Below are 14857 nucleotides of genomic sequence, written 5' to 3' on the forward strand. Positions count from 1 at the left end.
GTGCTTATTTATATGTTATTATTTAAAATCGAGATGTTAATGAAAAAAGGTACGTCATTTCTTGTTGTTAAAGGTAAAAGCGCCTATATTTCAATTAATTGGGCTTTGATGAATAATTGTAACTATAAATGTAGTTATTGTCATTCGGATTTGAATAGCGGTTCGATTAAACCACCATCGTATGAAGTAGTAATTAAGTTCGTTGAAAAGATTATTGCTCATTCAAACAAGCTTGGATTAACACCCTATTTTGAGTTTGGAGGTGGTGAAATTACGATTCTTAGGTACTTTAGTGAACTCATCAAGTTTATTCATAAACAGAATGGTTTGGTTATTATTGTCTCAAATGGTTCAAAACCCTTACAGTGGTGGAGAGATAATACTGAATACTTAAATGGAGTTAGTCTTAGCTATCACATCAACGATATCAAAAATGAAGCTCATTTTGTTAATGTGGCAAAGATACTCGAATCTTCAAAAAATACCCGTTTACATATCAATGTAATGATGAATACACAGCGGTTTAATGATTGTTATTTATTTTCTGAACACTTAAAAGAGCAAGTTAAATGTTCGATTGCATTACAACCTCTCTATGAGGGGTTTGGTCATGGTGCTATCACAAAGAATTACAATTATACAGCCGAGCAAGAGTCGTTAATGCAAACTTTCCGAGGTAGATCAGATGACAAGGAGCTCCCTGAACCAAGAGATTTATTAGATATTGAATACCTCGATGGCTCAACAAAGACTCTATCAACTTTTGATTTGCTTATTAATGATAAAGTAAATTTCATTGGCTGGGATTGCTATGCTGGTGTAGAGAGTATGGTTATTACTTTTGCTGGTGAGATATACCGAGCGTGGTGTATGCAAGATGGCGCAATCGGCTCGATATACGATGACGAGATCACTTTACCTACAAATCCAACTCGCTGTCGCACAAAAATTTGTCAGTGTGGCGCAGATATATCTTCGACAAAGATAAATAGAAACGGAGTTCAACAACCAAACAGTCGTATTGTAATCAAAGAAGTGGATTAAGAGATAATTTGTATGGTAGCAAGGGCTAAACATTTATATCGACCAGAGTATTTTGAAGCGCAAAGAATAACCTGCGAGGGGCGTATTTTACTCAATACTTCATTTAATCAAAATATTTATCTTTGCCTTTCGATATTGATATTGATTGCGTTGGTCGCCTTTATCACGATAGGTGAATATACAAGAAGAGAAACATTGGTTGGCCTTATTAGCCCTTTAGGGGGAATGGTTAAGGTGCAAGCCAACGACTCTGGTTATGTGGAAAAATTATTCGTAAAAGAGGGAGACAAAGTTGAAAGCCTCACTCCACTTTATGAAATCAAAACTGAACGTTTTGACGAGTCGGGCATAGGTGTTAAGAAAAGAATTTTGGCTTCAATTGAGAATCAGTACCAATTAATCGTTGAAAGAAGACAACAAGAGACGGAAAAGACCGATTTCGAACGTCAAGCTTTAGTTGAAGATATTGTTCGCTTAGATTCTGAAATTAACATTTTAAAAAATGTTCTTAATTTATCAAAAGATGAGTTAGTGCTTACTAAAAAATTAGTTAATAAACAGGAAGCACTTTTAAAAAATAATTTCTTATCAGAACTCGACTATCAAAAACAACAATTAGATTTGATTTCTAAACAGTCTCAAGCAGAAACTCATAATTTGAACCTGCAAAGGCTACAACGAGAGAAGCAAAGTCTAATTACTAATTTAACAAACCTTGATATAAATCTAAATATTACTCTTAAAGATCTTGATAGACAGTTAGAAGCGATGACTCAGAGTAAAGTTGAATTTTTGTACCAGAGTGATAGCCAAGTGCGCTCCCCAATTAAAGGTATTGTTGCTTCAATACTTACGGAGGAGGGGCATTCTGTTATCAACGGTCAGCCGCTACTTATCATAGTTCCAGAAAGTGAACAAGCTTTTGTCGAATTATACGCACCTAGTCGTAGTATCGGTTTTATGAAGGTTGGACAAAACGTTAGATTGAGATTTGATGCATTCCCTTATGAAAAGTTTGGTGTCCAATCAGGCACGATTATTAGTGTCTCAAGATCTTCTGTTGCACCTGAAATGATTGCTAATCGGCGTTTAATTAAAAATACCGAAGTTGAGGGCTTATACCAAGTCAAAGTAGAGCTATCAAAGCCTACGATTACCGTTTATGGACGAGAAGAAAGTCTAGTTTCAGGTATGACCGTTGTTGGTGATATAGAACTTGATACACGTAAGATCTACGAATGGATATTCGAGCCATTATATACTATCAAAGGGAAGGTTTAGCTTGTGGAAATAAACAGTCAATTAGATTGGGGATGGGGTAAAAAACTAACGTTGGTGCGTCAAACAGAGAACGCAGAGTGCGGGGTTGCCTGTCTAACAATGATTGCTGATTGGCATGGGTATCAAATCAGTTTAAGGCACTTACGGGCGAAGTTTGGTATCACCCAGCATGGTATGTCATTTGCTCGACTTATCGAATGCGCTGAATTGATAAACCTCTCTGGTCGGGCAGTTCGGCTTGACCTTAATGAATTAGAACAATTAAGTACGCCTTGTATTCTCCATTGGAACTTAAACCATTTTGTTGTTCTGAAATCAGTGAAAGGAAACAAGGTTGTCATCCACGATCCAGCAAATGGTGTGGTTCATCCTACGTTGTCTGATGTGAACAAGCATTTTACAGGCATTGCTCTAGAATTATCACCAACACACGACTTTAAAAAGCGAGATGAAAAAGAAAAGACCAAGCTCTCGGAACTGATTGGCAAGACCGTAGGATTAAAATATTCGTTAATTAAAATATTTCTGTTTGCCTTGGTCTTGGAAGCCCTTGCTCTTTTATCACCAATGCTTAACCAGATTGTGATTGATGAAGTATTAGTCGGATATGATGAGAATTTACTTATACTGATAATATTTTCAATTCTTCTTATCACAGCGACACAAACGTTAATTGGCCTTGCAAAAGAGTGGGCGACCATTACGTTATCCGTTAATTTTAATATGCAATGGACAGCTAATGTTTTTCATCATTTGTTTCGCTTACCGATTGAGTGGTTCGAAAAACGTGATATTGGCAATATCAGCGCAAAATTTGCGGCAATCAATGTGATTCAAAACACACTGACTACCAGCGTAATACAAGCCCTGCTAGATCTTGTATTAGTAATTGGTACATTGATAGTAATGCTTTTATATAGCCCAACACTTTCAATCATAGCAATAATAGCCGCACTCATATACGTGGTATTACGTTTTTCTTGGTTTGGTGCGTTTAAACGAGCAGAAGAAAATACTTGGGAAACAAATACTAAGGAAGAAAGTTATTTCTTAGAAACCGTGAGAGGGGTTTTAAGTTTGCGAGTTAATGGAACGCTACCTTGGCGGGAGTCTTCTTGGCGTAATCTTAATATTAACAGAAGAAATGCCCAACTTTACGAACTTAAACTGGGAATGATTTATAACACGATAAACATCACCATTATCAGCTTAGTTTCTGCTTCAGTGCTTTGGTTTGGTGCAAATTTGGTGTTAAGTGGACAATTTACTATAGGGATGCTCGTTGCTTTTTTATCTTATCAAGGCCGCTTTTCAGGCAGTATAAGCTCACTGATTGACAAGTATTTCGAATATAAAATGCTGTCTGTTTATAACGAACGGTTAGCTGATATCGTACTTACTCAAAAAGAAACGAATAATGATTATGGATTTAAAGCTATCCAGTCAGGTACGGCAAATGAACATGAGGAGTTGATCGATTTTTCAGGTGTCTCTTTTTCTTACGGTACGAATGAACCCCTTTTACTGAACGATGCATCGTTCTGTATTAAACGAGGAGAAATAGTTGCCCTTGTAGGTCCCTCTGGATGCGGGAAGTCAACAATATCTAAACTATTACTTGGTATCTATAAACCAACTGCTGGATATATTGAATTTTTCGGCAGTTCTAATTTATCAATGAAAGAAGTTAGACAGCGTATCGGTGCTGTTCTTCAAGAAGATCAGTTGTTTAGTGGCTCAATTATTGAAAATATTGCTTTTTTCGGATCCGAGTTGGATGAGGAATGGTTGGTAGAGTGTGCTCAAAAGGCGGGGGTGCATGATGATATCGAGCGTTTAAATATGGGATACCATACTCTTGTTGGTGAAATGGGATCAAGTTTATCAGGGGGCCAGAAGCAGCGAATATTAATTGCACGGGCATTATATAAGAAGCCCGAACTGTTGATATTAGATGAGGCAACGAGCAGTTTAGATATACATACAGAATCGTTAGTTTGCCAGACATTTAGACAGATAGGACTTCCAATATTGATGATTGCTCATCGCCCTGAAACGATAGCGTCTGCGGATCGAGTGCTACTTTTGCAAGATGGACTGGTTAACGAAGTACCAAATTCATTCAAAGAGGGGTGAAATGATGTATCAATCAAAAAGAATACTCTGTCCTATGTCTGATGTCATGTTAACTGATGAGCAAATTATGGATCGATATGGACAATATTTTGGAATAGATCCTTGGGTTAGTTTTTCTGGTTGTCCTGTTGTTACCTTAACCAGAATTTCAGGAACTACGCCAAAATCACCATTAGCCACTGATAGTCAATGTATCAAAATTGGAGTTGGTTGCTATATTGAATCAACGGTACTTCCTGCCTTTCCGTCAGGTCCAACAAAGTTGACTTGTGTTGCCATTAAAGGTGCGAATTACGGGCAAATAATGATTGGAAATAACACCGTCTTACAAGGGACTTCGATTTGTTCATATCAATCAGTTTCTATAGGGGACCGAGTCATGTTTGGTCCAAACGTAGTGATCATGGACTGTAGTGGTCATGCGATTGAGAGGCGAGGTGAGCAAGACGAATTAGATCGTTTGAAAGTCGCTCCTGTTCATATCGGTGATGATGCATGGATTGGTTATGGCGTGATTGTGTTACCCGGGGTTTCAATAGGAAAAGGATCTGTAATCGGCGCAGGTAGTGTTGTCTGTAAGGATATCCCTGATGATTGTGTTGCAGTAGGTAATCCTTGTGCGGTCAAGTATGAAATAARAAATAATAAAGAAAGATAATATGAAATTCAGAGGTACTATCAGTATAGCTGTGGTTCTTACACTAGCAGGCTGTCAAAGCATTCCAACGATTTTTCCTCCGTAAGCGGTTATTAAACCAGTGGAGCCTTATTCAGCTTCACCGATTTCAACATTCCACGGCATCAGATCCGACATATCATCGGATGGGTTACGTCTCGGCAACTCTGTAAACAGATGTTGGAAGTAATAATCATTAGCGCGGCACGTTATGACCAAGCTATACAACTTAGCAGTTAACTCATTGTAAGTAGTGAATTTCAATGGGTTTATGGCCGAGAATAGTGATGCCTAATAACAGATGTTCTAATTCCATTTGGCTCAGGGTAACACCTAATTTTTCTCTCGATATGGCCACTGAAATTTGTCTTTTTCCAACCTTTTGCCCAAAGGGCAAAGCCAGTTTTATCCCAGTAGAGCACTTTCATCTTGTCGCACTGCTTGTTGGTAAACAGGAATAATTCACCTGAGTCCAGAGGCAAATCAGTTTCGGACTCGATCAGAGCCGCAAGACCGTTGATGGATTTTCGGAAGTCAACGAACTCGCGGTTCAAGTAGATAATAGGACGACTCATTAAGCCTTTCATGACTGAAGAGCACAGATAAGCTCGGCCAGGTAATCCGTAGGTGTGCCTCGTGGAATGGTTAGCTCAATATCATTGATGCTGAGCGTCATAGTTGCTTGCACTGGTTTAGTGAACTGGTAATGGGTTGTCTGCTCAATCATTTCGGCACGGACAAATCAGTTTTGACCGCTTTCAATGGAAAGTTGCAATGAACGTTGTTTGGCAAAGAAAGTTGAAGAGCTGAGGCTATTCTGTTTGCAAGACTCTCTTTGTGTCAGAGAGCTACTTTCGTATTGCTGAAATATAGCTAACCATTCTTGGTCGTTACGTCGTTTAGCCATGATTTTATAACCTAAGTGGATGGAGTTAGGAGCATAAATTTCTCGACAGCTTATTTGAGTGTGAAGTTTATGGGGCGGATACGATGATAGCAGCTAGCTACCAAGATGGATAATGCCTTTAAGTCTTCGCTGTGGGGCTTTTATAATAATCACATAATAGAATTAAGATTTATTATGGCTGAGTTGCCATAATTTCTCTGCGTGAGACCCAATAAGCCAGAAACTGAGTGCAAGAATAGCGAAGAAGACTGTTTTATGCATTGAATCCCAAAAATATTCAAAATATCGAGTATAGAGATTGATTAATAAAAAAGTGATACCAAAGCTGCGAGCAAGTTTGTCTTCTTGACTAATACCATAGTAAATAAGCCCTAGGCATATAACACAAGACAAAATACCCCAATGGAGCAATGTAACTTGTGGGACTTTAGACCAAGCAGCTGCGTCACCGTAATTACCTATAATCGATACCAGCCATAAGGCAAATAAGACATAGAGATAGCCAATGAAACGTGTAGGCTCTATAAATGGCTGATAACGTGCGTGTTGTGTAAATAGGCGTGAAATAATCAAGACAAATACACCGATAAAGACAAGGCGTAAAGGCTGATTTAATCCGAGGAAGTGGCCGCTGGGTGTTTCCCAAAGATGGCTTTGCTCCAGTCCCCACCAGGCAAAGCTGAATAGCGAAAATAGCCAAACCAAGGTACTTGGCAGTTTGAGGCCGAGTACAACATAGATCATCGTCAATAACAGAAGGAATGGTGCGGTTTCGGTCTGGAGAAACAATGACGTTTCTTGTAAAAATCCGAGAGATACAGCGGTAAACAATACACCAAAGAAATAAATGGCTTCATTACTAATTTGTTTTGCTGGGGCGACTTTTCGGCGTCGTTGTCCAGCCCAGAATGCGGCAGCTGCAATAAGCGCACTGAGAGCAGAAAGCAAGCTTGCAGGCGTATCAATCAGTTTGGCAAGTAATGCCATAAGGTAATCATCAGCAAGGAGTACGCCAATAGAAATGATGAAGCAGGTAATGGCAATCCAAAAGGAATAGACCGCGATAAGTTTCCAATCGAAACCAATCACGGTATAGCTATCACGTAAGGTTTTTGCCATTTCAGGAGGGATAGTTTGATCATCTTCCCAGTGCTGAATGGCTTGGCTGATTGTTTTTTCTTGGCGTTTACTGATGCGCATCATTTACCAGTGTATAGAAGATGTGAAATAGGTCGAAAATGATTATTGCTGTACTTCTTCATTATCTTCTGTGATTTCTTCAGGCATAAACGTCAGAATATGCTGTTCAGAGGTAAGAGTCAGAATGTTGTTTTCAAGTGCGGCGTTATTCCATGCTTGCAGGGACTGGGTCATAATTGCTTCCACAGTGGCTTGGTCATCTTGAATACAGATCATTTTGGTGGAACCCATGCCATTAAGGCGGAGTTTATTGCCGTCTGTGACCTCTAACTGGCCAAAAAAGCGGTTACAACCACTAAACCCAGACACTTTTAAATCGGCATCTATAGCCATTCCGGGAACGGTTCTAGGCTCTGCGATTAGAATGTTTTTTCCATCGACTTTAGTGAGTACCCAGCTTTGCTGGAGGTTTTTTTCAGAAAAACCTTGAGTAACGTCAGCTTCACAGCCCATTAAGATGAGAGGAATTGCTGATAATGCGATTAGCCACTTTTTCATAGACATCACCTAAATGATTAAAGACATAAATTTCTTTAAGATTGGTATAATAGTAGCACTTTTCGGTAGATATCAGAATCTTATCGAATAGTTATAAGAAGCTTCGTCCAAAGCGATTGACTTCGCCTTCTTGCAATCGTAATCCTGATACTTGCTTGTTTTGATAGGCTTGAAGAGCTCGTTGGGCATCGCAATAACTGTTATTTTCAGCGAAAGCCTCCCGAGTGAAATCAATGGTACGTTCAGCGTTTCGGCGAACCTCTTGACTCGACTGACTATCACTGAACAAAATTTGTTGTTTGCCGATGAGTTTTTCCATTTCTTTCAGACAAATCATTTCGTTATCAGGTAGAAAATTTGTTGCGTTAGCGTTCATCACCACAAAGGCGATAAGGGGAAATAATAAACGTAGATTTAGCATGGATTCTTATTTTATGAGCCATTTAATAAAGGTAATGTGGATAAACATTTACGGCACAGGCAATCACCCGCAGGAATACCCGTTGTATCTCTTTTCGTTAATTCAAAACACCAACACGTTGATTTACCAGCACTGATTTCACAAAAAGCGGGTTCGCCACATTGGTTGCAGATATGGGTGGATTGTTTACCTTGAATTTCGTCAATGGTATCTGATTGTTTTACTTCATCCATATGGCGCCACTCTGTAATTTCGCTCATGGTACGGAAACACCCACTGCACAATCCTTCATTATTCTTACACTTTCCAACACAAGGTGTTTTCACAATACTTCCTACTACGGGTACGGTACGACAATTTAGCCGTACCGTAACATATCGCGATTAGTGAGTCTTATGGTTTAATTATCGCTTACGCCAAATCGTCATTTCCGATATGGAATGCTGATACTTACGCTTGGTTTCTCGGATAATAAAAGGAATTTCCTTTACTGCGATAAGCTCAAAATTTTGGATAAGTGTTTCCGTTAACCCATCAAGCGTCGTAAAGTTTTCCCCATTTACTTTTATACCACCAAGCCAGTTTTCCTTTGTTGTGTAATCTTCAAGCCATGTATAAGGTGAGGTGATGACCAGATACCCTCCATCATTTAATCGGTGATGAATGGTTGTTAGAAAGTGTTTTGGATCACTGAGTCTATCAATAAGGTTTGAGGCATATATCAAATCATACCCAGTATATAAGGGCTTAAGGTTGCAGGCATCACCTTGACTGAAGTGGATCTTGTGGGTGAGATGCGCATAATTCAATTCAGACAATCTTACATTTTTAAATTCAACGAGATCACCCTCCGTTTTAATGGTGAAGCGTTTTTCACCTTGCTCGGATAATGAACAGGCTTGTTGAATGAAGCGTGCTGAAAAATCAATACCATCAACATGGTCAAAAATTTTGGCTAATTCAAATGATGCCCGTCCAACGGAACAACCGATATCAAGGGCTTTATAATATTGGTTTAATTGAATTTCTTGTAAGCATTGACTGACTCCATTAGTGCAAAAATTTGGCACTGAAAAGTATTCTTGCCCATAATGGAATTCAAGGTATTGCGAAATTAATTCATCGGTTTCATAAATATTGAGTGACCGCGTTGTATCTGGGTCTTGTGTTGATTCTACATAGCGAAATCCAGCATGTTGATAGAAGTGTCGGCGAAATGCGTAACGTGATGACTGAATAGCTTCGTTGCCGGTTGAAATCCATGATCCACCTTTTATCAAATTGTGCTTACCGTCAAACGTTGGAGTAGAGAAGTCATCATAGAGTTTATGTACGTTGAAACCTGGAAAACCGTCGATATAGCTTTCTGTCCACTGCCATACATTGCCAATAATGTCGCAAAAGCCTTCGTATTCAAAACGATCGATAGGGCATGAGGATGCATAATAACCGAGTTCTATATTACCCGGTGGCTCATGCCAGCTTGGTGAATCGCCTGGAATATTTTGTCGCAAAATATACCACTCTGCTTCGGTTAATAATCGAATAGTGCGTTGTTCGAGCTCTGCTTTCCAATTGCAAAATGCTTTGGCTTCAAGTTGGTTAACTTCTACTGGCCAATTTAATGGCAACGGAATCTCTGTTGTCAGGTTTCTTTGGTACCATTGTTCATTTTTGTAATGCCAAAATCGCGGCATAGTAGATTGGGTATAGGCTAACCAAGCTTTTCCTTCATCAGTCCAAAAGCGTAAATGGCGGTAGCCATCAGCACGAACAAACTCTAGGAATTCTTGATTAGAGGCAAGGTATTTTGAGGCTTTAAAATCAGATACCTCGAGCGTTTGTATTCCATATTCGTTATCCCAGCCATAAGTGGGATCATTGTCTTTTTTGCCGAGTGTAATTTTGCCGCCTGAAACAGAGAGTAAACGATTAGGGGGGGCAATGCCGGTATCTTGACATGGATGCCAACCTGAGGGGCATGAAAGCATGTTGAGTGGCAGTTGGCGAATAATCACTGATGATGTTTCAAGGTGAATACGTTCGTGCTCTATTCCCATTAAAATTACCCAAGCGGGATCATCGTGAGTGATGGGTAAGGAAATTGGTATCGAATCAATCGTTGCGCTTACAATGTGTTTTATTTGGTCACGGTAATCCTTAACGGCTTCCACACTTGGCCAATCATAATGGACATCATTTAGATCATCCCAAGACATCTCATCAACGCCAATCGCAAACATCGACTCGAAGGACTCATTTACACGACTATCAATATATTTGCCCAGCAATAATTTGTTGATATAGAAGGTTGCGGTGTGTCCAAAGTAGAAAATGAGTGGGTGGCGAAGTGGCTCAGGCTTACTGAAGTAGGCGTCATCATTCGTTATCACCGAAAATAGAGATTCATACAGTTCCCAAGTTTGATTAAACGCCCGATGTAGTTCATGGCGTTTTGTATCGACATTTTCCCCAGTCAAGCTAAGTGTTTTAGTTGCATATGACTTGTTGTTATCCATCTTATTGTATTTCCTTTTAAAATGGTTTTTTAAGCTTAGTAAGAAAAGTTTTGTCTGTTCAAGAAGGTTATGTTGCATTATATGGACGAGTACTTTTACGGATTAGCCAACCAGTTGGATGTTTTTTGCCATAATTAATAAGGGATATGATGCTTATTAATTTTTGACCATCAAAAAGTGTGCAGTTCGATTGGAAGCAGGATATGGCGAAGCGTAGAACACGGTGGTTTATACCAACATGGACATTGGTCGCGTTAGGACTATTACTTAATGTACTGTCTGCTGTTATGACCAATTTTTACATTGATGATGCAACACGCCAGGCCAATGAGTTGATTCAGCAGCAGCAGGGTAATGAAAAACTGATCACCTTAATTTGGCAGCAAACTGAAACGGTGGAGCGTAAAAGGGAGCATGTGCTTGAGTTAGTCGCAATGAGTGAGATGCAAGGTGTACCATTACCCGAAACTATTCAAAATCAAGTTATTCACGCGCTTTCTTATTGGCTACCAAATCAAACCGTTATGGTAACGGTTTCTGATATTCCAGAGTTAATGGAACAATTGAGTGTGGTTCAATTCGAGCTACGTGAAAATATCAATCAGTTATATTTAGATAATGTTGAATTAATTGAGATTTATTCTGATAAGATGAAATCAATTTCTCAACTTCGTAACTTAGCTTTATTTCTACAAATACTAGGATTAGCCTTGGTATTATCGAGGGATCTGAATCGTCGCGATTATAAATATAAATGAAACAGAGTGTATAGAGACGGGATGTGACAGGCATAAAATAACTCAGCCCCTTTTTTAAGTGGGGCTGAGTTTATTAATCTATATCAGTGATAAATATACTATTTATTTGTAGAGTGGAAAGCAAAGCGTGATGATTGTTTCCCGCCCTCAGTTGTTGCTTTATACTTAATTGATCGAGAATTTTCGAGTGTTAATGGAATAAATACTCGACCATTTTCGTCAGTTTTATAACTTTGACGTTGTTGTGGTACGTTAGCAACAGATACCGACGCATTTGCAGCAGGTTGACCATTTTCAGTAACCGTTATCCAAGCGCCGTTATGTGTGTCGGCAACGCGGATATCTGCGAAAGCTGAAGAAGACATTACAATCACAGCGGTAGCAGTTAGTACTTTTAAGCTAGACATAATCTTCACCTCATTTGAGTGGCTTTTGCCATTTTTGTTATATGTGTATAGTGTTCACATTCAAAATATAAGACCTAACATCGAAAATTATCTTTCAAAAAAAATACATATTTTTATATGTTCAAATAAATCATTGATTTAAGTCTTTTACTTAATTTGTGTAGAGTAGTAAACGTGAATCAAATGGAAAAAGATCACAAATAAGTAGATGCTTTGATCGAACATATATCATCTTTAGTATAGCTATAAGATCAAAATTCATGGCATTAATATTAAATGCTATTGTGCTAAGTATAAGAAACTAAAATAAAATACTTTATCTTTCTCATATCTTATTGATATTTATGTTACTGCCGCTTTGTGTTCCCCTGTTTGCACGTTTTATGAATATTTCGCGCTCTTTATTTTGACTTATAAAATAGTAATGTATTGGAGTGGTTTTATAAATTATCCGGTAATGTAAGCGTCAAGCCCTGATTGTCTATGTTGGTTTTGATTGCCGAACAACAGAAAAAGTGTTATCAGTTAATGCTTAACATATTGATTATAAAGGGATGGAGAGTGTATGGATATTACTATTAGACATGTTGAAAAATCGGATTTTGCAGCGCTTCGGGATATTTTAGCGAGTACTGAGAACTACAGTAGTACATTACAGTTACCTTATCCGTCTTTAGGAATGTGGGAAAAGAGATTAGAAGCTAAACCAGATAATGTGTATCGACTTGTCGCTGAGTTTAATAGTGAAGTTATCGGGGAGATTGGATTAAGTATACAAACTAACCCTAGGCGTAAGCATGTAGCAGATATCGGTATGGTCGTGAGAGATGATTGCCAAGGAAAAGGTGTGGGCTCTCAGTTGCTTTGCGCGGTAATTGATCTTGCTGAACAATGGTTAGCCGTTTCTCGTATTGAGCTATCGGTATACGCCGATAATAGCAAAGCCATAGCGCTATATGAAAAGCATGGCTTTAAAATAGAAGGCCACGCTAAAAATTATGCGTTTAGAAAAGGTGAGTATGTTGATGCCTATCATATGGCACGCTTAGTGAACCCGTAATTTAGCGTTGTGAACAATTAATTGGTAGCCTCATGTAGACACAAAAGAGGTTACTAAGCCTCTTCCATAGCAGGGCGTTTGAGTTCGTAATACTCCATATTTTCAGAAATCATATTGACACGAATAGCATCTGTTTTTGTCATTTTATGAATCATGCCTATTTTGGTCATTACTTTACCTGGGTTGCTTTCCCGACTTAAGTGCTGGCCATAGATAACATCAAGATTCAAGCGCTTGAAGCCATATTCAGTGATCCGTATAGCCGCTTCAGTGCAATAGCCTTTCCCCCAATATGGAACGCCAATCCAGTACCCAAGCTGGGATTTATCATCGATAATGTTATGTAAGCCAATGCAACCTATTAATTGATGGTTAGATTTTAACGTAATGGCATAAATCGCTGAGTGACCACTATTCCAACCTGCCAACAACTTGCCTATCCATTGGCCAGCCATTCCATCACCATAAGGGTGGGGAATGTTAATGGTGCCATCTGCAATATGCTTATCACCAGCCAAAGCTTTTACCTTTGGAGCGTCAGAAAGTTGGAAAGGACGAAGAATTAACCGAGGTGTCGTTAGCAACGGTTGATGTCTCATTTAGTTACCTCTACGAAATGTATTTGTCTTATTTTTATACAGTTAGTAGACGTAAATTACTAGATGAACATGACGGTTTTTGTAGAAAAAGATGAACAGTGTCAACTGCTTATTGCAAATAGGATATATCGCTAAGGCGGGGGTGTTAAAGGCGACAAACTGCTATTGGGGGCTTAAGAAGCAAACGCTAGGGAGTAACGACTACTTTAGCGATTCCACGATTGTTCGCTATAGTGTGCAATGCTGGTAAGTGCTCTTTTAACTTTTTTCTCAAAGAAGTACTTCATCAGCCATCCTGTACCTATGATTCTGGGTGAGAACTTAATTTGGTATAAAACCTGACTTTGGGTTGCATTTAGGTTTTGAAACTTTATCCACCCGCCGTACTCGCGAGCGGGTGAGCCTTGAAGCAATGTATACTGTAGATGCTCATTCTCCTTGTAATCAATGATTTGCTCTTGGAAGTGGAATGGACCTGTCGATATTTGTCTTACAGCACCAATGCCATTGATATCAGGCTTACCCGTTTTGACTAAACGGTAATTAGAACCGAAAAAGCGACCAAGATTATTGTGATCGGAGAGTAGTTGAAAAAGGACTTTTTTTGGCGCTTTTACTGTTTGTTTCAGCGTTATCGTATACATCATTATACCTACCTACGACAGGCTATTTACGATAGTTCTTATAGCAAACGGATGACATGGCCACACGCGCTGTGTATCGATAGTACCACTTGTTAGTCGTATGTCAAGATTGTGTTGACTTTTGGTTTTTTCTGAGGGTGCAAAAAAGAGTGGGTTGTGTTTTTTTTATACAACGTTGTGTTGCTCTAGCTAGGTTGATTATTTTAATAATCATTACTTAGCATCCATAATGTGAACTTGAACAAGGAGTTGCACGAAATGGTGACTAACATCACGTTTTTTCTTTAAGAATAGTGTTGCAAAAGGAATGATTGCCTCTTATATTGGAGTTTGTTGGTAACTACTGGGGTGAATGTATTAGTTAAAGATAGCCTTTAAATATATTTAGTAAGGTCACTTCAACTTCCCCGTTAGTTTATGCCACAGTTCTTTAACTCCTGAGCTTTTAACACAAAACCGATATGGTTATTTTTAATTGCTATTTTATCAGTGAGTAGTGAAGTTTTACTTTTACCAAACTGTCATAAGGATGTAACAGACGATTAGGTATAGTAAAGCTGTATTGAAGAGTAAGAACGGTATTAATTAAGAGAAATATCAACCTTACTCGTTTTGGAAAAATGAGAGGTGTATTATGGCTAATAGAAACCGCAGACAATGGTTCTACTACCAGTCACAAACGACTACAGTAAAAACCAAATCTAAGT

At 38.7% G+C, this 14857-nt stretch carries 15 protein-coding genes and 2 pseudogenes; 6 read left to right on the forward strand and 11 right to left on the reverse strand.

Features of this window, described 5'->3' with window-relative positions:
* The 4 genes from L4D78_RS24760 to L4D78_RS24775 are packed head-to-tail and all read left to right on the forward strand — an operon-like array spanning position 1 to position 5119.
* On the forward strand, positions 1 to 1044 hold the full coding sequence (locus tag L4D78_RS24760) for a radical SAM protein (RefSeq protein ID WP_428469398.1): 1044 nt from the start codon (positions 1 to 3) through the stop codon (positions 1042 to 1044).
* Positions 1045 to 1056: 12 nt separating this feature from the next.
* The gene (locus L4D78_RS24765) at positions 1057 to 2325 is read left to right on the forward strand and encodes an HlyD family secretion protein (RefSeq protein WP_428469399.1); all 1269 of its coding nucleotides are present in this window, start codon (positions 1057 to 1059) and stop codon (positions 2323 to 2325) included.
* A gap of 3 nt (positions 2326 to 2328) precedes the next feature.
* The gene (locus L4D78_RS24770; RefSeq protein ID WP_428469400.1) at positions 2329 to 4461 is read left to right on the forward strand and encodes a peptidase domain-containing ABC transporter; all 2133 of its coding nucleotides are present in this window, start codon (positions 2329 to 2331) and stop codon (positions 4459 to 4461) included.
* A gap of 1 nt (position 4462) precedes the next feature.
* Entirely contained in the window at positions 4463 to 5119 is a 657-nt protein-coding gene (locus tag L4D78_RS24775; protein ID WP_428469401.1) for a DapH/DapD/GlmU-related protein, read from the forward strand.
* Between the two features lie 108 nt (positions 5120 to 5227).
* Here L4D78_RS24775 and L4D78_RS24780 read toward each other — a convergent pair.
* The 8 genes and pseudogenes from L4D78_RS24780 to ovoA all read right to left on the reverse strand — a co-directional run.
* Positions 5228 to 5374, reverse strand: a pseudogene (locus L4D78_RS24780) (transposase domain-containing protein); the annotation flags it as partial.
* A gap of 32 nt (positions 5375 to 5406) precedes the next feature.
* The gene (tnpB, locus tag L4D78_RS24785; protein WP_428469402.1) at positions 5407 to 5712 is read right to left on the reverse strand and encodes an IS66 family insertion sequence element accessory protein TnpB; all 306 of its coding nucleotides are present in this window, start codon (positions 5710 to 5712) and stop codon (positions 5407 to 5409) included.
* Between the two features lie 8 nt (positions 5713 to 5720).
* Positions 5721 to 6044, reverse strand: a pseudogene (gene tnpA, locus L4D78_RS24790) (IS66 family insertion sequence element accessory protein TnpA).
* A 162-nt stretch (positions 6045 to 6206) separates the two neighbouring features.
* Positions 6207 to 7244 (reverse strand): hypothetical protein, encoded by a 1038-nt coding sequence (locus tag L4D78_RS24795; protein WP_428469403.1) that lies wholly within the window; start codon positions 7242 to 7244, stop codon positions 6207 to 6209.
* A 42-nt stretch (positions 7245 to 7286) separates the two neighbouring features.
* Positions 7287 to 7742: an META domain-containing protein gene (locus L4D78_RS24800; protein WP_428469404.1), complete on the reverse strand. Its 456-nt coding sequence runs from the start codon at positions 7740 to 7742 to the stop codon at positions 7287 to 7289.
* A 91-nt stretch (positions 7743 to 7833) separates the two neighbouring features.
* Positions 7834 to 8163, reverse strand: a complete 330-nt coding sequence (locus L4D78_RS24805) for a hypothetical protein (RefSeq protein ID WP_428469405.1) — start codon at positions 8161 to 8163, stop codon at positions 7834 to 7836.
* An 11-nt stretch (positions 8164 to 8174) separates the two neighbouring features.
* Positions 8175 to 8489, reverse strand: a complete 315-nt coding sequence (locus L4D78_RS24810; protein ID WP_428469406.1) for a cysteine-rich CWC family protein — start codon at positions 8487 to 8489, stop codon at positions 8175 to 8177.
* A 78-nt stretch (positions 8490 to 8567) separates the two neighbouring features.
* Entirely contained in the window at positions 8568 to 10682 is a 2115-nt protein-coding gene (ovoA, locus tag L4D78_RS24815) for a 5-histidylcysteine sulfoxide synthase (RefSeq protein WP_428469407.1), read from the reverse strand.
* Positions 10683 to 10885: 203 nt separating this feature from the next.
* Here ovoA and L4D78_RS24820 point away from each other — a divergent pair, with 203 nt between their 5' ends.
* Positions 10886 to 11440 carry a hypothetical protein gene (locus tag L4D78_RS24820; RefSeq protein ID WP_428469408.1) on the forward strand — a complete coding sequence of 185 codons (555 nt, stop codon included), beginning with the start codon at positions 10886 to 10888 and terminating at the stop codon, positions 11438 to 11440.
* A gap of 98 nt (positions 11441 to 11538) precedes the next feature.
* Here the strand turns inward: L4D78_RS24820 and L4D78_RS24825 are convergent, their stop codons facing one another.
* Positions 11539 to 11847, reverse strand: a complete 309-nt coding sequence (locus L4D78_RS24825) for a hypothetical protein (protein WP_428469409.1) — start codon at positions 11845 to 11847, stop codon at positions 11539 to 11541.
* Positions 11848 to 12412: 565 nt separating this feature from the next.
* Here L4D78_RS24825 and L4D78_RS24830 point away from each other — a divergent pair.
* Positions 12413 to 12907, forward strand: coding sequence for a GNAT family N-acetyltransferase (locus tag L4D78_RS24830; RefSeq protein ID WP_428469410.1), 495 nt, complete (start codon positions 12413 to 12415; stop codon positions 12905 to 12907).
* A 53-nt stretch (positions 12908 to 12960) separates the two neighbouring features.
* Here the strand turns inward: L4D78_RS24830 and L4D78_RS24835 are convergent, their stop codons facing one another.
* Both L4D78_RS24835 and L4D78_RS24840 read right to left on the reverse strand, forming a co-directional pair.
* Positions 12961 to 13506, reverse strand: a complete 546-nt coding sequence (locus L4D78_RS24835; protein ID WP_428469411.1) for a GNAT family N-acetyltransferase — start codon at positions 13504 to 13506, stop codon at positions 12961 to 12963.
* A gap of 206 nt (positions 13507 to 13712) precedes the next feature.
* A complete protein-coding gene (locus tag L4D78_RS24840; protein ID WP_428469412.1) occupies positions 13713 to 14153 on the reverse strand; it encodes an SRPBCC family protein in 441 nt (146 codons plus the stop codon).
* Between the last annotated feature and the right edge of the window lie 704 nt (positions 14154 to 14857).

Origin of the sequence: Photobacterium minamisatsumaniensis, from assembly GCF_050336695.1 — a bacterium.
Classification (GTDB): domain Bacteria; phylum Pseudomonadota; class Gammaproteobacteria; order Enterobacterales; family Vibrionaceae; genus Photobacterium; species Photobacterium minamisatsumaniensis.

What these genes read in the sequence shown, in the direction of transcription:
- L4D78_RS24765 (WP_428469399.1), top strand. Translation starts at nt 1,057, where the DNA reads ATGGTAGCAAGGGCTAAACATTTATATCGACCAGAGTATTTTGAAGCG.
- tnpB (WP_428469402.1), bottom strand. Translation starts at nt 5,712, where the DNA reads ATGAGTCGTCCTATTATCTACTTGAACCGCGAGTTCGTTGACTTCCGA.
- L4D78_RS24795 (WP_428469403.1), bottom strand. Translation starts at nt 7,244, where the DNA reads ATGCGCATCAGTAAACGCCAAGAAAAAACAATCAGCCAAGCCATTCAG.
- L4D78_RS24800 (WP_428469404.1), bottom strand. Translation starts at nt 7,742, where the DNA reads ATGAAAAAGTGGCTAATCGCATTATCAGCAATTCCTCTCATCTTAATG.
- L4D78_RS24805 (WP_428469405.1), bottom strand. Translation starts at nt 8,163, where the DNA reads ATGCTAAATCTACGTTTATTATTTCCCCTTATCGCCTTTGTGGTGATG.
- ovoA (WP_428469407.1), bottom strand. Translation starts at nt 10,682, where the DNA reads ATGGATAACAACAAGTCATATGCAACTAAAACACTTAGCTTGACTGGG.
- L4D78_RS24820 (WP_428469408.1), top strand. Translation starts at nt 10,886, where the DNA reads ATGGCGAAGCGTAGAACACGGTGGTTTATACCAACATGGACATTGGTC.
- L4D78_RS24825 (WP_428469409.1), bottom strand. Translation starts at nt 11,847, where the DNA reads ATGTCTAGCTTAAAAGTACTAACTGCTACCGCTGTGATTGTAATGTCT.
- L4D78_RS24830 (WP_428469410.1), top strand. Translation starts at nt 12,413, where the DNA reads ATGGATATTACTATTAGACATGTTGAAAAATCGGATTTTGCAGCGCTT.
- L4D78_RS24835 (WP_428469411.1), bottom strand. Translation starts at nt 13,506, where the DNA reads ATGAGACATCAACCGTTGCTAACGACACCTCGGTTAATTCTTCGTCCT.
- L4D78_RS24840 (WP_428469412.1), bottom strand. Translation starts at nt 14,153, where the DNA reads ATGATGTATACGATAACGCTGAAACAAACAGTAAAAGCGCCAAAAAAA.